The sequence below is a fragment of the Sulfurimonas sp. genome (genome assembly GCF_041583195.1).
Taxonomy (GTDB): Bacteria; Campylobacterota; Campylobacteria; order Campylobacterales; family Sulfurimonadaceae; genus Sulfurimonas.
Genome location: NZ_JBFHGL010000009.1, coordinates 1 through 17071, shown reverse-complemented (window position 1 = coordinate 17071; position 17071 = coordinate 1). Strand labels below are relative to the sequence as shown.

At 35.5% G+C, this 17071-nt stretch carries 19 protein-coding genes and 3 tRNA genes; 6 read left to right on the top strand and 16 right to left on the bottom strand.

Annotated elements, in window-relative coordinates; translation table 11 throughout:
- From ppsA to ABZA65_RS08835, 5 genes are all read right to left on the bottom strand, one after another.
- Positions 1–2379 (bottom strand): phosphoenolpyruvate synthase, encoded by a 2379-nt coding sequence (ppsA, locus tag ABZA65_RS08855; protein ID WP_373072774.1) that lies wholly within the window; start codon positions 2377–2379, stop codon positions 1–3.
- A 14-nt stretch (positions 2380–2393) separates the two neighbouring features.
- Complete coding sequence (locus ABZA65_RS08850) at positions 2394–2696, bottom strand: hypothetical protein (protein WP_373072772.1); 303 nt, start codon at positions 2694–2696, stop codon at positions 2394–2396.
- A gap of 10 nt (positions 2697–2706) precedes the next feature.
- Positions 2707–3321 (bottom strand): protein-L-isoaspartate O-methyltransferase, encoded by a 615-nt coding sequence (gene pcm, locus ABZA65_RS08845; RefSeq protein ID WP_373072770.1) that lies wholly within the window; start codon positions 3319–3321, stop codon positions 2707–2709.
- Positions 3322–3325: 4 nt separating this feature from the next.
- Positions 3326–3529 carry a hypothetical protein gene (locus ABZA65_RS08840; protein ID WP_373072768.1) on the bottom strand — a complete coding sequence of 68 codons (204 nt, stop codon included), beginning with the start codon at positions 3527–3529 and terminating at the stop codon, positions 3326–3328.
- Positions 3530–3593: 64 nt separating this feature from the next.
- Positions 3594–4187 carry an alpha/beta hydrolase gene (locus ABZA65_RS08835; protein WP_373072766.1) on the bottom strand — a complete coding sequence of 198 codons (594 nt, stop codon included), beginning with the start codon at positions 4185–4187 and terminating at the stop codon, positions 3594–3596.
- A gap of 271 nt (positions 4188–4458) precedes the next feature.
- Between ABZA65_RS08835 and ABZA65_RS08830 the strand changes: the two genes are divergently transcribed.
- A complete protein-coding gene (locus ABZA65_RS08830) occupies positions 4459–4890 on the top strand; it encodes a permease (protein WP_373072764.1) in 432 nt (143 codons plus the stop codon).
- The gene (locus ABZA65_RS08825) at positions 4887–5381 is read left to right on the top strand and encodes a permease (RefSeq protein WP_373072762.1); all 495 of its coding nucleotides are present in this window, start codon (positions 4887–4889) and stop codon (positions 5379–5381) included. Before ABZA65_RS08830 ends, ABZA65_RS08825 begins: the two co-directional genes overlap by 4 nt.
- Positions 5382–5388: 7 nt before the next feature.
- On the opposite strand, the gene ABZA65_RS08820 is transcribed toward ABZA65_RS08825, so the two are convergent.
- From ABZA65_RS08820 to ileS, 11 genes are all read right to left on the bottom strand, one after another.
- Positions 5389–7578: a copper-translocating P-type ATPase gene (locus ABZA65_RS08820; RefSeq protein ID WP_373072760.1), complete on the bottom strand. Its 2190-nt coding sequence runs from the start codon at positions 7576–7578 to the stop codon at positions 5389–5391.
- An 11-nt stretch (positions 7579–7589) separates the two neighbouring features.
- Positions 7590–7814 carry an SHOCT domain-containing protein gene (locus tag ABZA65_RS08815; protein ID WP_373072758.1) on the bottom strand — a complete coding sequence of 75 codons (225 nt, stop codon included), beginning with the start codon at positions 7812–7814 and terminating at the stop codon, positions 7590–7592.
- A gap of 130 nt (positions 7815–7944) precedes the next feature.
- Positions 7945–8382, bottom strand: coding sequence for a hypothetical protein (locus tag ABZA65_RS08810; RefSeq protein WP_373072756.1), 438 nt, complete (start codon positions 8380–8382; stop codon positions 7945–7947).
- A gap of 208 nt (positions 8383–8590) precedes the next feature.
- Positions 8591–9325: an endonuclease gene (locus ABZA65_RS08805; protein ID WP_373072754.1), complete on the bottom strand. Its 735-nt coding sequence runs from the start codon at positions 9323–9325 to the stop codon at positions 8591–8593.
- A 114-nt stretch (positions 9326–9439) separates the two neighbouring features.
- Positions 9440–11020, bottom strand: a complete 1581-nt coding sequence (locus tag ABZA65_RS08800; RefSeq protein ID WP_373072752.1) for a sodium/solute symporter — start codon at positions 11018–11020, stop codon at positions 9440–9442.
- A 21-nt stretch (positions 11021–11041) separates the two neighbouring features.
- Positions 11042–11311 (bottom strand): DUF3995 domain-containing protein, encoded by a 270-nt coding sequence (locus tag ABZA65_RS08795; RefSeq protein WP_373072949.1) that lies wholly within the window; start codon positions 11309–11311, stop codon positions 11042–11044.
- Positions 11312–11321: 10 nt separating this feature from the next.
- Positions 11322–11453 carry a hypothetical protein gene (locus tag ABZA65_RS08790; protein ID WP_373072750.1) on the bottom strand — a complete coding sequence of 44 codons (132 nt, stop codon included), beginning with the start codon at positions 11451–11453 and terminating at the stop codon, positions 11322–11324.
- 466 nt (positions 11454–11919) lie between these two features.
- Entirely contained in the window at positions 11920–12027 is a 108-nt protein-coding gene (locus tag ABZA65_RS08785) for an FMN-binding negative transcriptional regulator (RefSeq protein ID WP_373072748.1), read from the bottom strand.
- A gap of 8 nt (positions 12028–12035) precedes the next feature.
- The gene (locus ABZA65_RS08780; RefSeq protein ID WP_373072746.1) at positions 12036–12497 is read right to left on the bottom strand and encodes a hypothetical protein; all 462 of its coding nucleotides are present in this window, start codon (positions 12495–12497) and stop codon (positions 12036–12038) included.
- A 130-nt stretch (positions 12498–12627) separates the two neighbouring features.
- Complete coding sequence (locus ABZA65_RS08775) at positions 12628–12750, bottom strand: hypothetical protein (protein ID WP_373072744.1); 123 nt, start codon at positions 12748–12750, stop codon at positions 12628–12630.
- Positions 12750–15506: an isoleucine--tRNA ligase gene (gene ileS / locus ABZA65_RS08770; protein WP_373072742.1), complete on the bottom strand. Its 2757-nt coding sequence runs from the start codon at positions 15504–15506 to the stop codon at positions 12750–12752. Before ileS ends, ABZA65_RS08775 begins: the two co-directional genes overlap by 1 nt.
- A 125-nt stretch (positions 15507–15631) precedes the next feature.
- On the opposite strand from ileS, the gene ABZA65_RS08765 reads away from it, so the two are divergent.
- From ABZA65_RS08765 to ABZA65_RS08750, 4 genes are all read left to right on the top strand, one after another.
- Positions 15632–16729, top strand: coding sequence for a CinA family protein (locus ABZA65_RS08765; RefSeq protein ID WP_373072740.1), 1098 nt, complete (start codon positions 15632–15634; stop codon positions 16727–16729).
- A gap of 70 nt (positions 16730–16799) precedes the next feature.
- Positions 16800–16875 (top strand) — tRNA-Lys (locus ABZA65_RS08760).
- A 23-nt stretch (positions 16876–16898) separates the two neighbouring features.
- Positions 16899–16975: transfer RNA gene (locus tag ABZA65_RS08755), tRNA-Asp, on the top strand.
- Between the two features lie 18 nt (positions 16976–16993).
- A tRNA-Val gene (locus tag ABZA65_RS08750) sits at positions 16994–17069 on the top strand.
- The last annotated feature ends 2 nt before the right edge of the window (positions 17070–17071 follow it).

Below are 17071 nucleotides of genomic sequence, written 5' to 3'. Positions count from 1 at the left end.
CTAAGTTTTACCCTCTAGCTCTGTAACTACCTTATGCATCTTATAAAGTGAGTCAGGGTTTAAAGATATAGAACTGATCCCAGACTCGACCAAAAACTTGGTTATCTCAGGATAATCTGATGGAGCCTGACCACATATTCCTATGTACTTTCCTTTTTCGTTTGATACATCTATAACCATCTTAAGCATCTTTTTGATCGCGTTGTTTCTCTCATCAAATATATGGGCAATCTTGGCACTGTCCCTGTCAACACCAAGGGTTAGCTGAGTAAGATCGTTAGAACCTATCGAGAAGCCATCAAACACTTCTAAAAACTCATCTGCCAGTATTACATTTGCAGGTATTTCACACATTGCATATACTTCAAGATTATTTTTCCCCTGTGCCAGCCCCTGAGAGTTCATAACCTCTATAACTTTTTTACCCTCATCAACAGTTCTGACAAATGGAAACATCACTTTTACGTTATCAAGTCCCATATCATCACGTACAAATTTTAAAGCCTCACATTCCCACTCAAATGATTCTCTACAACTCTCATCGTAGTATCTGCTAGCTCCTCGAAATCCGATCATCGGGTTTTCTTCCTCAGCTTCATAATCAAATCCGCCAGGCATATTTTTATACTCGTTGCTTTTAAAATCACTCGTTCTTACTATTACGGGTTTAGGATAAAATGCTGCAGCTATAGTGCCTATACCTTCGCTGAGCCTGTTTATAAAGAACTCTTTAGCATCAGTATATGGTGCCATAAATGCTCTGATCTTCTCTTCATCTCTTACGCTTTTACCTTTGTGCATATCAACCAAAGCCATAGGGTGTGTGTTTATAGAGTGGTTCATTATAAACTCCATTCTAGCAAGACCAACACCGTCATTTGGCATCTGTGCTAGTTTGAACGCCTGGCTTGGATCAGCTACGTTCATAAACAGATGAGTCTTTGTTGGTTTTAACTCGGCTAAGTCTATATCTTTAACAGAGTAATCTAACTCTCCATCGTATATAAAGCCCTCATTACCGCTTGCACAACTTACCGTTACACTTTGGCCATTTTTTAGCACTTTTGTAGCATCTCCACATCCTACTACCGCTGTTACACCGATTTCGCGTGCAACTATGGCTGCATGGCAGGTACGGCTTCCTTTGTCTGTCACTACTGCAGAGGCTTTTTTCATAACGGGTTCCCAGTCGGGATTTGTAGTAGGGGCTACTAAAACCTCACCATCTTTAAATTCAGAAAATTCAGATATATCGTTGATAATATGAACCCTCCCGCTACCTATGCGATCACCTGCAGCTATACCTGAAGTTAAAACTTTTGCACCTTTGGAGTTTAGAGTGTATTCCTGTATATGTGAGCTTGTTTGTTTTTTACTTTGCACTGTTTCTGGACGTGCTTGAACTATGTAGAGCTTATTGTCTTTTGCATCTTTAGCCCACTCTATATCCATAGGTTTTTTGTAATGATCTTCTATAATAACAGCCTGTTTAGCAAGTTCGATCACATCTTGATCATCTATGGAAAAGCTGTTTTGCTCCTCTTTACTAGTTTTTATATTTAGAGTATTTTTACTACTATCTGCATAGATTAGTCTCTCTTTTTTACTTCCTAAAGAGCGTTTTAGTATGGTGTTTATACCTTTTTTTAAAGTAGGTTTGTAAACTAAAAACTCATCTGCATTTACACGTCCACTTACTATATTTTCACCAAGTCCCCAGATTGAGTTTATAAGTACAAGCTTGTCTGATCCGCTTTGGGTATCTATACTGAACATAACTCCACTTGAGGACTCATCACTTCTTACCATTTTTTGAACACCAACTGAGAGAGCGACTTTGAAATGATCATATCCGCGGGAGTCTCTGTAGCTGATCGCTCTGTCGTTAAAGAGTGATGCGAAACATCTGTGTACACTGTGGAGTAGTTCATTTGGAGTATTTACATTTAAAAATGTCTCTTGCTGGCCTGCAAACGAGGCATCCGGTAGATCTTCAGCTGTTCCAGATGAGCGAACGGCTACATCTGTGCTATCTGAGCTGTACTCTTTTGATAGTTTTGTGTAGGCATTTTTGATTTCATCTTCAAGCTCTTTTGGCATCTTTGTATTTAAGATAAGCTCACGAACTTTTTTACCTTTATCTTGAAGCTCTTTTGTGTTTTTTGCATCAATATTTTTAAGAGTTTCATAGATCTTCTCTTTTAGATCATCTTGGCTTAAAAGAAGCCAATAAGCTTCGCTTGTAGTTGCAAAGCCGTTAGGGATGTTTATGTTTTGAGATGTAAGCTCGTTATACATCTCTCCAAGTGAAGCGTTCTTACCACCTACCTGAGGCACATCACCTATACTAAGCTCATTAAAAAAACGTATATATCTCATAACCACTCCTTTATTTATTTAAAAGAATCCCAGACATTATTTTTATTGAAATACCAAAGCGCATAGGGTGTTTCAAAGACAAAAAAACTAAGTACGCTAAACCAAAACCAGTCAAGTGTCAAAAACAGAGCATTAAACTCTATGTATGAGCCGTAAAACAAAATACCAGATATACTAATAGCTATAACAAATGACACCGCATCGTATTTTGCCAGTTGCATACCGTCTGATCCTGCAACACGCGGAAAAAGCCAAAGGTAAGAGAAGCTTAAAATGCTTAGATTTATAAGTATAACAATAAGCTCCGGACTACTCATTTTTCATAACCTAACCCTTATATATTAAAGGAACAAATACAAATCCGTAATGTTCTATGGTATTTAGTTTATCATTTTTTTCTTTAGTTATTTCATATATAGAATTTCGAACCGGTATGACAAGTTTACCGCCTTCTTTAAGCTGTTTAGTTAACTCATAAGGTATATGTTCCGCTGAGGCAGATACCAAGATCTTGTCAAAACTTTCGTTGTCTATTCCAAGTGTATCTGAAGCTTTTAAAATTTTTGAATTTTTAAAGTTGTATTTTTGAAGGTTTTTTCTGCCAAGTTCTACAAGCTCATCAATTCTCTCCAAACCTGTAACTGAACCTTCATCTTTTACTATGTATGAAAGCAGTGCCGTAGTCCATCCGGAACCGCTTCCTATATCTAAAATAGATTCACCTTTTTTAGGTGAGAGCATCTCAAACATCATAGCTACGGTTGTGGGTTGTGAAATAGTTTGATTCTCACCTATAGGAAGTGGACAGTCATAGTATGCTTCACTGCTATAGTTTAGAATAAAATCTTTTCTGTCTATATGAGTAAATGCATCTATGATCTGTTCTGAATATAAAGAATTTGTATCTATTAGATGATCAACTAAGTCTTTATTTGTAAACATTGACTCATTTTAACTCTTGAAGAGCCTTTATAACATCATCAAGGTTATCTAATGGGATATGTACTTTCCATTCGTGATTGTCGGTACTACCAGCTAATGAGATACCAATACTTGCTACATCGTTGCTACCTGGTCCATAAGGTTGTGAAATCTTTGTTATAGATATTAGACCTTTTTTTGTTCCGCTAAGTTCAATTGTCTTTACCATAGTAGATCCTTTTATAATATAATTTTATAGTTTATCTATTTAGAAAAGAAATATCAAGTATAGGTTAATAAAAAAACTTTTTCATATAGGTGTAGTACTCCACATTTTCAAGTACAGAATTGTGTGTCTCATTTTTTAAGAGTTTTACACTAAGTTGAGACTTTGGAAACTCTTTTATAAGCTCCTTTGTTCGCTCATTATATACAGTCATATCGTTTTGGGCATAAATGATCAGCGTATCTGTATCTATATCTTCTATTCTTGATGCAGAATCATATTTATCTCTTAACATCAAAGATATAGGAAAGATTTTAAATTTTTGTTGTGCAACTTTTTCTATGCTGTCAAACGGAGTTACAAGTACAAGCTTTTCAATCTCTCTTTTAGATGCCAAATATGTAGCTATGCCAGAACCGAGACTTCTGCCAATTACAGATACACTTTCATATCTGTTTTTTATCTGATCATATATATGAAGTGCATCTGAATAGAGGCTTTTTTCATTCGGTATACCAGTGGAGTTTAGGTACCCGCGATACTGTACAAGATAAACAGTATGCTTTTTAAAAGTCATTGTAAAGCGAAGAAAGTTGTACTCTACATCTTCAGCATTACCGCCAAAATAGATGATCGCTTTTTTTTGTCCTTCGTTTACCAAGGTTGCATGTATAGACTCACCTTCGTTCTCAAATACTTTTTCTTTAAAATTGTTAATACCCTTTGGTTTAGGATGGTAAAGTATAGCATCCTGTTTAATATATATAAAACAGCATGACGCTATGTATAATACAAGTACTAATACTAAAAAAGATTTAAAAACATTTTTTAAAAACTTAATTGGTGATCCTTTAAATACTCAATATCAGATGTAGCAATTATACTCTAAAAAAATATATATGATAAAATTTTGAAAAAGGAGAGCCTTGCCAATGTTTTCATGCCTAAACTGCAAAGAGATTTTAACTAACACTAAAAAATCATTTATTATGATCGCACCTATGCTCATAGCCGTAATTGGCCTTGTCGGGCTACTTCAAACAATATTAACGCCTGATATGATCCACTCTGTGTTTAACTCAAATGCAATACACGATATGTTTGTCGGTACAATAATCGGAGGTGTATCTGTAGGTCAGCCTTTTGTAAGTTATATACTCGGTGGAGAGCTTTTAAAAGAGGGTGTATCACTGTATGCGGTTAGTGCGTTTATATTGGCATGGGTAACTTTGGGAGTTATACAGTTGCCGCTAGAGTGGAGTCTGTTTGGAGGTCGTTTTACTGTAGTTAGAAATTTGTTGGCATTTATTTTTACTTTTATAATCTCGTTTTTTACGGTTATAACTCTGGAGATCTTAAGATGAGTAAAAAGCCTAAAAATAAGATCTCGTGGATAATGCTAATAATAACTATAACAATATATATAGTTACTGCTTTTATAGACTCATCTGTAGCAACTGATGCACTAAAAAAGAGTTATGAGATTTTAAGATCTATAGCACCGATAATAGCTGTTGTTCTTTTACTGATGGCTACTTTCACAACACTTATAAAGACAAAAAATATGGTTAAACATATAGGTGAAGATAGTGGTTTAAAAGGGTGGATAATAGCTATACTTGGAGGTTTGCTTAGTCATGGTTCTACTTATATTTGGTATCCGATCCTCTCACAGATGCGAAATGAAGGGGCTAGGGAAGGGCTTATAATTGCATTTTTTTACGCAAGAGCAATAAAGCTTCCTTGGATACCTGTGATGATCGCTTATTTCGGACTTGGGTTTACGCTTATTTTATCTGCATATATCCTGCTTGGAGCATTTTTGCAAGGAATTATTGCAGACAAAACTAAATAACAGTACCTTAGTTAATATCTTTTGTTTGAAGACGTAATGCATTTGCAATTACAGATACTGAACTAAAACTCATTGCAGCAGCTGCAATAATAGGGCTTAATAAAATTCCGAAAAACGGATAAAACACTCCTGCGGCTAGAGGTATACCAAGAGAGTTGTATACAAAAGCGAAGAAAAGGTTTTGTTTAATATTTCTGATCGTTAAGGCACTTAGTTTTCTAGCATGTAGAATTTTTTTCAAATCACCTTTCACAAGAGTCAGATCAGCTGTTTCCATTGCAATATCGGCACCGGTTCCCATAGCAATTCCAACATCTGCAAGAGCTAACGCTGGTGCATCATTTACGCCATCACCAGCCATGGCAATAGTGTAGCCTTTTGATTTATACTTTTTAAGTGCATCTACTTTATCTTCAGGCAAAAGTTGGGCTTCAAAATCATCAATTCCAAGTTGATTTGCAACGGCACGTGCAGTTCCTTCATTGTCACCTGTTAGCATAACGATTTTGATATTTTGCTCGTGAAGTGTGGTTATTGTCTCTTTCATCTCATCTTTTATAGGATCAGATACTGCAATAAGGCCTATTAAAGTGTTATTCTTTGCCAAAAACATAACAGTTTGCCCGCTACTTTCTCTTTGTTTAAACTCTTTACTCAATGGTTCTAAGTCTATATTGTGTTCTTGCATCATTGCCATGTTGCCAAGAATAATAATCTCGTCGTTTATTTTCCCTTTGATCCCTTTACCGGTAACTGAATCAAATTCATTAACTTCTTCTAGTTTTATGCCATCTGATGCTTCAATAATAGCTTCAGCAAGAGGGTGCTCACTACTTCTTTCAAGTGATGCAGCAAAACCGAGCATGATCTTTTCATCTACATCAGCACTTGGTACAATACCTACTACTTCAGGGTGCCCCTTAGTCAATGTCCCTGTTTTATCTACCAATAGTAAGTTCACTTTACGCATGTTTTCGATAGCTTCGGCATTTTTATATAGTATACCGTTACTTGCTCCTTTACCCATTGCAACCATTATTGACATAGGTGTTGCTAAACCAAGAGCACATGGACAAGCTATGATTAGGACTGCTACGGCATTGATTAAGGCATATGTCATACTAGGTTCAGGACCGTAAATTGCCCATAAAATAAATGTAGTAATTGCGATAAATATTACAGCAGGTACAAAATAAGATGCAGCTATATCTGCAAGGTTTTGGATTGGTGCACGACTTCGCTGAGCTTCTGCAACCATTGTTACAATTCTTGATAACAGAGTTTCATTGCCGACTTTTTCAGCTTGCATTATAAGTGATCCTGTTTTGTTGATCGTTGCACCAATGAGTTGTGCTCCTACTTCTTTATGAACTGGGATCGCTTCTCCAGTGACCATTGATTCATCAAGTGTAGAGCTTCCTTCTAGTACTATTCCGTCAACTGGGACTTTTTCACCAGGGCGTATACGAAGGTGATCACCTTTTTGGACAAGGTTTAAGTCCAGATCTTTTTCACTTCCATCTTCTTGAATAACTCTTGCTGTTTTTGGTGCTAATCCAAGAAGACTTTTTATTGCTGCTGATGTACGTGTACGAGCTCTAAGCTCTAACACCTGACCAAGCAGGATCAGTGTAACGATTACTCCTGATGCTTCAAAATATACGGCAACATCTCCGTCTGCTCCTTGAAATGATTCAGGAAATATATTTGGTAACATAGCAGCAACCATACTGTAGCTATATGCAACGCTAACACCTAGTGCAATAAGGGTAAACATATTTAGGTTAAAACCTTTTAAAGACTTGATTCCTTTAACATAAAAAGGCCAAGCGATCCATGTACATATAGGTGTGGCAAATAGAAGTTCACCCCATATACGACCTTTTGTACCAACTAAGTTTGATATAGGCTCGCCTGGAAACATATCTCCCATAGAGAAAATTAGTAAGGGAAAAGCAAAGATGATAGATAATATAAAACGAAGACGCATTTTGTTGTATTCACTGTCATCTTCTTCTTGGAGGGTTACCTGCATTGGTTCAAGAGCCATCCCGCATTTTGGACAACTACCTGGTGAGTCTTGTATGATCTCTGGGTGCATTGGACAGGTGTATTGAATTTTAGTATTTAGTGCAGGTTCACTGTCGCATTCACCACCTGCAATTTCACAAGTTGAGTTTTTTCGTTGATGTTCCATGCTATATCCTTTTAGCTCTCAGCAAGGTCTTTACGTTTTTCTTCAAACTCCTCTTTATTGATCTCACCTTTTGCATAACGCTCTTTTAAAATATCTAGTGCATCAGTAGTTTTTGTTCCAATATCTTGTTTATCTGCCAACCTTAGCAATAAAATAAAAACAACTATCAGCAATATAATCCAAAACCATCCCATTCCAAAGCCAAATCCATGTCCCATCTCATAATCCCAGTGCATATATATCCCCCTCAATTTTAGAGATAACTATCAGCTATATCATCTAGATAAATGATGTAGCTGATAGTTATTCAGCATAATTTTTGAAACATACGGCTATTTTTATAAAATGAATAGCCGTAATAAAGTGTTACCTTACATATGGACCGCGTATATATCCCCAAGGATTTACATATAGATCCATCTCATTACCGTTTTGATCTTTTATTATGAACCAGTATGTATACCCTCTAGGCATTTCATCTTTTTCCATTTTAGATATAGAGAAACCTTTAAGATGTTCCGAAAGAAACGCCTTAACTTTAGTCTTAACTTCTTTTTCTGAAAGAGTTTTATACTCTTTCTGGTATTCCTGACGGTGATAATTTCCACAATCTTCGCAAGGTTGTCCCATCATTCCATAACCGTGACCTCTATAACCAGGACCCATCATATTGCCGTAACCAGGACCCATCATATTGCCATATCCTGGACCCATTCCTCTGTAAGGTCTGTCATCATCTGCCATAATACCTACTGGAAGTGCCAAAAGTGCTAGAACCACTGAAACTCGTGTTAAACTTTTCATGTTGTCTCCTTTTTTGGACGCTAAATATTATGATATTCTATTAAAAGTTACAAGTCAAGGTATAAGATTTTTTTATTTTAATGTATTCTTGGAAGAGCCTTTAAATAGGTAAATACAGGTAATAAAAAAATTTATATAATGTAAGCGCAGTTTTGAGAATAATTTAGAACTTTTATGGCTTTTTCATTGAAACATAGTAAATATAATCTTATTTTGATGGTATAAAAGGGTTTAGATTTCTTTGTTTTTTAGCTATACGTTGATTACGTTCTATCTCCCATTCATTTGGTGGATATAGTTTATTCCAAGATTGATACTTGTTTAGTTCCTGTTTTGATAGCTTCATGCCGTATTGTTTATTAAAGTACAAATAATCTCTGGCTATTATACCTCTGATATCATCTTTTACTCTGGCTCTTTTTTGTTTAAAAAGCACATCAAATTTACATTCACCGTACTGTCCGCCAACTGCCTCTTCAAAGTCAAATCTAAAATTCTTACGATCGCCGTTTAGCTCACCTACGGCTGGGAAAAGGTTATGCATATCTGCTTGCATAACTCTGTACTTTTGATTTACCTTTTCACAACACTTGCGACCTTTATAAGTTTTGCCGTTTTTCTTTATACACTCAGGATTTCCTTCGCGCCAACACGCAAATTGACGTCCGAAGTTCTCAGCTGGAATCAGATGTTCCCACTCTATACGGTTTGCTCTTTGGTTTATTTTCCCTTTTTTGGTTCTTATGTTTCTTGGTATATATCCGCAAGATTCTTTGTCGATCATATTTTTTTTATTTTTATAGTTGTATTTGCAGTCACAGTATATGGTAGTCTGATGACCTTGATATATTTGACGCAGCATCTTTTTAGATTTGGAAAATGATTCGTTTTGAGCCAAAAGAAGCGTTGAAAGTAGCGCAAGTAAAAGTAATTTTTTGATCATCTAAACTCCTGAATGCGGAGTTATAGAATATTTTTAAATAAAAGAAAGTATGTAGATTTTTTTAATAATAAAAACTAAATAAACTATAATAATTTTGAATATTAGTTATAGTTGTTATATGTTTGCTAAACCTCTTTCAATAGCCCAAAGCATAATAAACATAATGAAAAAATAGCCTACCAAAAGAGTGTCCATTCTTCTCCAGTTAAGTGCTATATTGTGTTTTGCAGTATATTTTGAATGTACATTAGTGTTTTTAAAATAAGTAAGTGAAAGAAGCAGTGCAATAACATAAGCTATAACCACTCCGATCACGTTCCACCACATCCACATAATTTCAGGATGCATAATCCATAAAAACACATTTATGCCAACACCACTAAAAAGACCGATCAAAATAGCATTGCTTCCAATATTTTTATGTATAGCTCCCGCTAAAAATACAGCCAGAACAGGGCCGTAAAATGCAGAACCTATTTTGTTTATGGCTTCTATGACGGTATCGGCTATAGAGCCTACAAAAAAAGCAAAGATTATAATGGCAATTCCCCAAAAAGCAGTAGTGAACTGGCTTAAACGGATCTCTTTTACACCCTCAATATGTTTTTCTTTTAACACAAAGTCATGCAGAGTTACGGCTGAGAGTGAGTTTAGTGCCGAATCTATGCTTGACATGGCAGCTGCTAAAATGGCCGCGATCAACAACCCTTTAACACCAATAGGGAGGTACTCTAAAATAAACTGAGGTATAAGGTGATCAGCAGAAGTAGATGCAATAGAGGCTTGAAGTGAACTGTCTTGCATATAAAGCGTACCTACCGCTATACCCATTAGCACATATAGTAGTGTAAGTGGAAATCTGGCAAAACCGTTAAAGTAAAGTGATAGTTTTGATTCGTTTATATTTTTGGTTGAGAGCTCTCTTTGAACCTGACTCTGATCCGTTCCGTAATAAGCAGAATATAAAAAGAAGCCTCCAAATAAAAATGCCCAAAACGGCATAGAGCCATCGGTATTAAAACCCCAGCTAAAATCTAGTGTCTGTAAACGCTCTTTTGGAAACGTTTCAAACATAACACCAAATCCTCCAATAATATCTACGGCGATATAGATCGATACTACAACTCCAAGTAATAGCAGTCCCATTTGCAGAATATCTGAATAAACAACGGCTTTCATACCGCCTAAAGTGTCATAAATAAGTATAATAAGCCCCATAGCTAAAATAGAGATCCACAGCTCAAACCCTGTAATGCTTTGCATAACGATCGCAGTGGCATACAAGGCTATACCGGTACCAAGCCCGCGACTAAGTAGAAATATTACTGCAACAGTGTTTCTTACACTTGTATCGTAGCGTAGTTGCAGGTATTCATAAACACTCACCAGTTTTAACTTACGAAATAGGGGGATTAGAAAAATAGATGTGACGATCATAGCAAGCGGCAGGGCAAGTTCATACTGAAGCCATGTGAGTCCTCCACCTTCTTTAACAGCTACAAATGCGGGGATAGATATAAAACTAATAGCGGAGCTTTGTGTAGCCATAGTAGATATTCCAACAGCCCACCAAGATAGTTTACGATCAGCTACATAGTAGTCGTCCTGATCATGGTTTTTTCTACCTACAAAATAACCAAAAAGGAGTAAAAATATAAAATAAGCACCAATAATTGACCAGTCTAGTAACCCCATACCTTTTACCTTTTTTATTATTTATACGTTGTATGTCAGTGTAGCAAATATAACACCTAATATCAAACATAATGGTGAAAAATATTTTGTATCATAAATTGCAAATTCCGTATCTTTTATTTTTTTGAAAAAGCCTACCATATTAAAGTCACCAACTGATCTTAGTGTAAAGACAGCTGAAATGATCCATCCAAATATAGCTATAAGTTCAGAGTTGTCAGAGCAGAAGTAAAGTTTGTAGGCAATAAATGCAAAGCTAAATAACACAAGAGCGACAAATACAGTTATAATTTTTCCGGGTTTAAAAAAGTGCTTCGTTATTAACTTCTGGTATAACTTTGTTTATACCTAACTTTCCACCAAAAGCCCAGTAGAAATGAAATAAGCCTATAATGATTAAAAGCGTTATTGTTATAGCTGCTACAAAATTCACTTTTACTCCTTTTATAAGTTAGCTATATTTTGTCATGCTTTAATATGCATGTTAATTATATTTTTCCAAACTTTGTTTGGTTTAAATCCTTTTGGTAAAACTAATTTAGCACTTTTATCTTTTAATATCATTTTTTTATAATGATATATAAAAATGGATACTCTATAGTTTTTTGCACAATGTATAAAAACTTTTTTATTCTGTTCTTGTAATGTTTTTAATGTATTGCAAAATAATTTTAATCTGTCAATTTCTGGATTTTCCCAAGATATTGGAATATGGATATAAATCATATTATTTTTTGATACAACTTTATCTTCATTTTTTAAAGCACTATTACTATTATGTAGTGCTAAATTTATTACTACATCAAATTTGTTTTTTGAAATAAGTTTAAATTCTTTTTTTGTTGGTTGTCCTGCTGTTGATATATAATCATTAATTTTGATAAAGTTTAAAATCGTTTTTATCTTTTGCTCCTAGTATTTGATGTAAGTGTGGCAAATGGATTTGATTTTGTAAAGGCTTGAATCTGCTTTTGTTCTGTTATATTAAAGTGTTTTTGGATATACATATTTCATATTATTGCTTTTTAATATTAAAAGCTATACCTATTTCTTTGATTTCTTTTTGATAATTTTCTTCTTGTTTATTAATAAAATTTTCGATATCTTTCGCTCTTTTAAATGCTATATCTCTTGCACCATCTAGCATATAACCTGCATTAGCATCATTTAAAGCTTTAGCTTGAGCTTTTTTTAGAGTTTTTTTATTACTTTCAAGTCTTTTTCTAGCTGCTTGAATTTGTTCTTTCATAATGGTTAAAGACGTTTCTTTTGATAGTGCAACTTTTAATTCTTTATCTGCCCAAAGATATCCCATATAACCACCTACACAACTGATGCCTAAAAATATTATTACTAATATTATTGTCTGTATAAACGGAGTATTATGTTTTTGATAGTTTGAGATAATTTTGTAACATAAATAAATCATTATGGCTAATAAGCCTAAATATCCATATTGAAGAATATTTAATATCATGTTTTTCCCTTAGTATTTATTTATCGAGTATTATATAAATATTTACTTGAAACAATATAAATATTAGAAAACAGAAAAAGTTATATTAAATGATTATAAAAAAAGAGAAGGGGAGGGAGAAGAAAAAAGTCTAAGAGTTTCTAGACTTTTTTCCAAGTTTTACAAGTCCTATGCCTATAGCAGTGACAAGTAGTATTGCACCTATAGAGATAAATACAAAACTCATCTCTACAGGTTGTGTGAAATCAGGCATTACGCTAAAACCTCGCCACATCTAGTACAAGTTGTGTCTTCAGCTTCTGAATTGAACTTCCAACAACGTGGACATTTGTGTGCTTCAGCTTTGTAGATTATAAACTCATCATCATCCACTTTAAAACTTCCAAGTTCTGTAGAACCTTTTTCAGTACTTACACCAGAAACAACGAACCAGTCTTCAGCCTCTGTAGAATCTAAAGCTAGAACTTTTGCAGAGTCAGTGTATAGAGTTAGCTCTAGTGTAGCTTTGATTGTTTTGTCTTTTTTAAGTGAGTCTATCGCAGAACCAAAACCAAAACGAGCTTTTTTCATATACTCGCCATCAAAGTTGCTTTCAACTTTCTCCATCGGCTCATATACAAAGTCAAATATATCTTCAGCATCACCCTTGATGATCGCCGGAGCAGTCTCAACTATTTCATCACAAGTGTATGTGATGATCGGAGCCATAAGAGTAAGAAGCTGTTTAACGATCATAGCCATAGCACTCTGGCTTGCTCTACGGTGAGTGTCATTCATGCCATCACAATAAAGTCTATCTTTAGTGATATCCATATAGATACCGCTTAACTCGTTAGCTATGAAGTTGTTAAGCGTGTTCATACCGTTTACATAGTTGTACTTACTAAACGATGCGTGTACGCTCTCAAACACATCACCAGCTACACTTAAGATCCATTTGTCTAATTCACCCATTTGATCTACAGGAGTAAGAGCATCTAAATCGTTAATGTTCGCAAGTAAAAATCTAAATGTGTTTCTTAGTTTACGGTAACTCTCGGCAGTTTGTTTTAAGATACCATCAGAAATTTTAAGATCCCCTTGGTAGTCACTTGAAGCTACCCAAAGACGAAGTATCTCAGACCCATATTGTTTTAGAACTTTCTCAGGTGCAACAACGTTACCCTTAGACTTACTCATCTTCTCACCTTTTTCATCAACAGTGAAACCGTGAGTAAGAACAGCTTTGTATGGAGCTACATGCTCAACAGCCGTACTTAAGAACATTGATGACTGGAACCAACCGCGGTGTTGATCTGAACCTTCTACGTAAAGATCAGCAGGATACTCTCCAGCGTCATAGTTACGAGATTTTAAAACAGAGTACCAAGTTGAACCAGAATCAAACCATACATCAAGAATGTCGCTTACTTTTTCAACTTCATCAGCAGTATATCCACTTCCCGGATATAAAAGTTCTTCAGTCGGCATTGAATACCATGCATCGCTCCCGTGCATCTCAAATACCATTGCTGTAAAGTTTAGAACTTTCTCATCTAGTATAACTTCACCTGTAGCTTTTACTCTAAAGAACGCTATTGGCACACCCCAGTCACGCTGACGAGATATACACCAGTCTGGACGGTTCTCAACCATAGAGTTAAGTCTGTTTCTTCCAGTTTCAGGGAAGAAAAGAGTTTTCTCAACTTCAGTCAGAGCTATGTCACGAAGTGTTTTGTTCTCACCCTCAGGTGTACCGTCAACCGAGATAAACCACTGCTTAGTAGCACGGAAGATCAGTGGAGTATGAGATCTCCAACAGTGTGGGTACGAGTGAGTGAACTTAGAATCATAAAGTAGTGCATCACCTAGAAGCTCTAAGATCGGTTCGTTACATTTGAAGATCAGCTTACCAACAAACTCTTCTGGGTTTGGTAATAGTCCATCACGAACGATCGTCTCATCATAACAACCAGTCTCATCAACAGGCATTACAACTTCTAAGTCATACTTTAGACCTACACGGTAATCGTCTTCACCATGACCAGGTGCTGTATGAACACCACCTGTACCACTGTCCATCATAACGTGCTCGCCTAGAACTATTTTAGATGTACGTTTGTTAAGTGGGTTTATAGCTACTTCATTTTCAAGTACTTTTTGATCTACTTCCTGAGCTATTTCACCTTTTACTACACCTAGTTCAAGTAAAGATTCATATAATGCTTTTGCTACGATATAACCATCAGTAGTTAGGACATACTTCTCTTCTGGGTGTAGAGATATACCTGTATTTGCAGGAAGTGTCCAAGGAGTTGTAGTCCAGATAACAAGAGCAGCATCTCCAACAAGACCGGCTTTTGTTTTAGCTTCATCACTAAGCTCAAATGCTACATAGATAGAGTGTGACTCTTTATCTTCGTACTCAACCTCTGCTTCAGCTAGTGCTGTACGCTCAGCCCATGACCAGTATACAGGTTTGCTTCTCTCAACTAAAAGACCTTTTTTAGCAACATTACAAAGTGTACGGTAGATGTTTGCTTCAAACTTATAGTCCATAGTTACATATGGATTTTCCCAATCAGCAATGATCCCTAATTTTTTAAACTCTTCTCTTTGGATATCTACAAATTTTGCAGCGTGCTCACGGCACAGCTCTCTTACTTTAGAAACTTCAAGTTGCTCTTTTTTAGCTTTTCCGCCAAGCTTTTTCTCAACTTGCTGCTCTATCGGTAGACCATGACAATCCCAACCTGGAGTAAAACGAACGCTTTTTCCGTTGAAGTAGTTATGCTTGATAATGATGTCTTTTAAAGTTTTGTTTAGAGCATGACCGATGTGAGTGTTTCCGTTTGCATACGGAGGTCCATCGTGTAGTGTAAAGCTTTGTGCACCTTTACGGTTAGCTTTCATCTTTTCATAAACTTTTTTATCATCCCAAGAAGCATAACGCTTAGGTTCGTTCTCGATTAGGTTACCACGCATAGCAAAGCTAGTTGTAGGTAATAGTAATGTTTCTTTGTAGTCCATTTGTGCCTCAAATATTAAGAGTTTTTATATATTAAAATTTTGCGATTATACCTTTTTATTGATTAAAAAGCTCTTTAAAGTGCTATAATACTTACAAATGATGCTAATTGTGGAGTTTGAAACTTATGAAAGTACACTTGATATTTGTAGGAAATAAATTTATTTATAACACATCTTTAAAAGATTATGTTCAAAGAAGTGTTTTAAAAAACTTTGATTATATAGACAATACAACGTTTTACAAAGAGAGCGATAATACTTTGTTTTTAGAACTTGATTCATTGTTAAATACAGAATCTAAAGTAATAATAGTCACTTCAAAGCAAAACTTCTCAACAATCGGTAAGGTTCTATGTACAGTAACAGAAGATAATCAAGTTTTAAAAGAGGGTATGTTGATCCCATCAGAATCATATGTTTATAAAGAAGCAAGTTATCTTTTAGAGTATAAAAACTGTGCTGTAAATGTGCTTCATATAGATGAGATGCAAAAGTTTCCAAAACTGTTACTGGACTCTGAAGATTCAAAAGAGGTTTTAAATATATTTGGTGAAGATGAAGAAAGTTTAAGAGCTATACTTAATCCTGTAGCCCAAACGTATGATCTTCGTTTAGACATATTTACTATTATCGATGGTTGGATTCAAGTAAATGTTAGCAGTAAAAAGTTTGGTGAAATTTCTAAATTCATACCATCAGCTTCAAAACTTTTACCATATAAAATAATACAGACAGATGACATGGCTACTTATATAATAGAAAAACTAACTCAGTTTGATAAAAAGATAACATTTGCCGAGAGTTGTACCGGAGGATTATTGTCATACTTTTTTACTTCACGTAACGGAGCTTCAAACATACTAGATGGTTCGCTTGTAACATACTCGAATGAGATAAAAGCGAATTGGCTGGCTGTAGAAGAAGCTACTCTTGAGGAATTCGGCGCAGTAAGTAGTGTTGTTGTTAAAGAGATGGCAGAGGGTGCTTTAAATGTAAGTGAAGCAGATTTCGCACTTTCCATAAGTGGAATAGCAGGTGATACAGGTGGAACTGTAGATAAACCAGTAGGTACAGTTTTTGTCGGCTTAAAAACTAAAGACGGTTTTTCTAAAGAGGAATACCTGTTTTTAAGCGGTGACAGAAATTATGTACAAAACCAAAGTGTCTTACATGCGGTAAAAATATTGCTTTTAAGCTCCAAAGATATTTTTTTTGAAATTTAACAAAAAAACTCTTGACAATAAAAAATGATTTGTCTATAATTTCGACCTCTAAACAAATAGAGGCCAAAATGTCTTGTTAGCTCAGTTGGTAGAGCACGTCACTTTTAATGATGTGGCCTCAGGTTCGAATCCTGAACAGGTCACCATTTTTAAATCTAAAAACACTTATGCGGTGGTAGTTCAGTTGGTTAGAATACCTGCCTGTCACGCAGGGGGTCGCGAGTTCGAGTCTCGTCCACCGCGCCATTTGTTTTTAGTTTAAATGGGCGCTTAGCTCAGTTGGTAGAGCGCTACCCTTACAAGGTAGATGTCACTGGTTCGAGTCCAGTAGTGCCCACCATT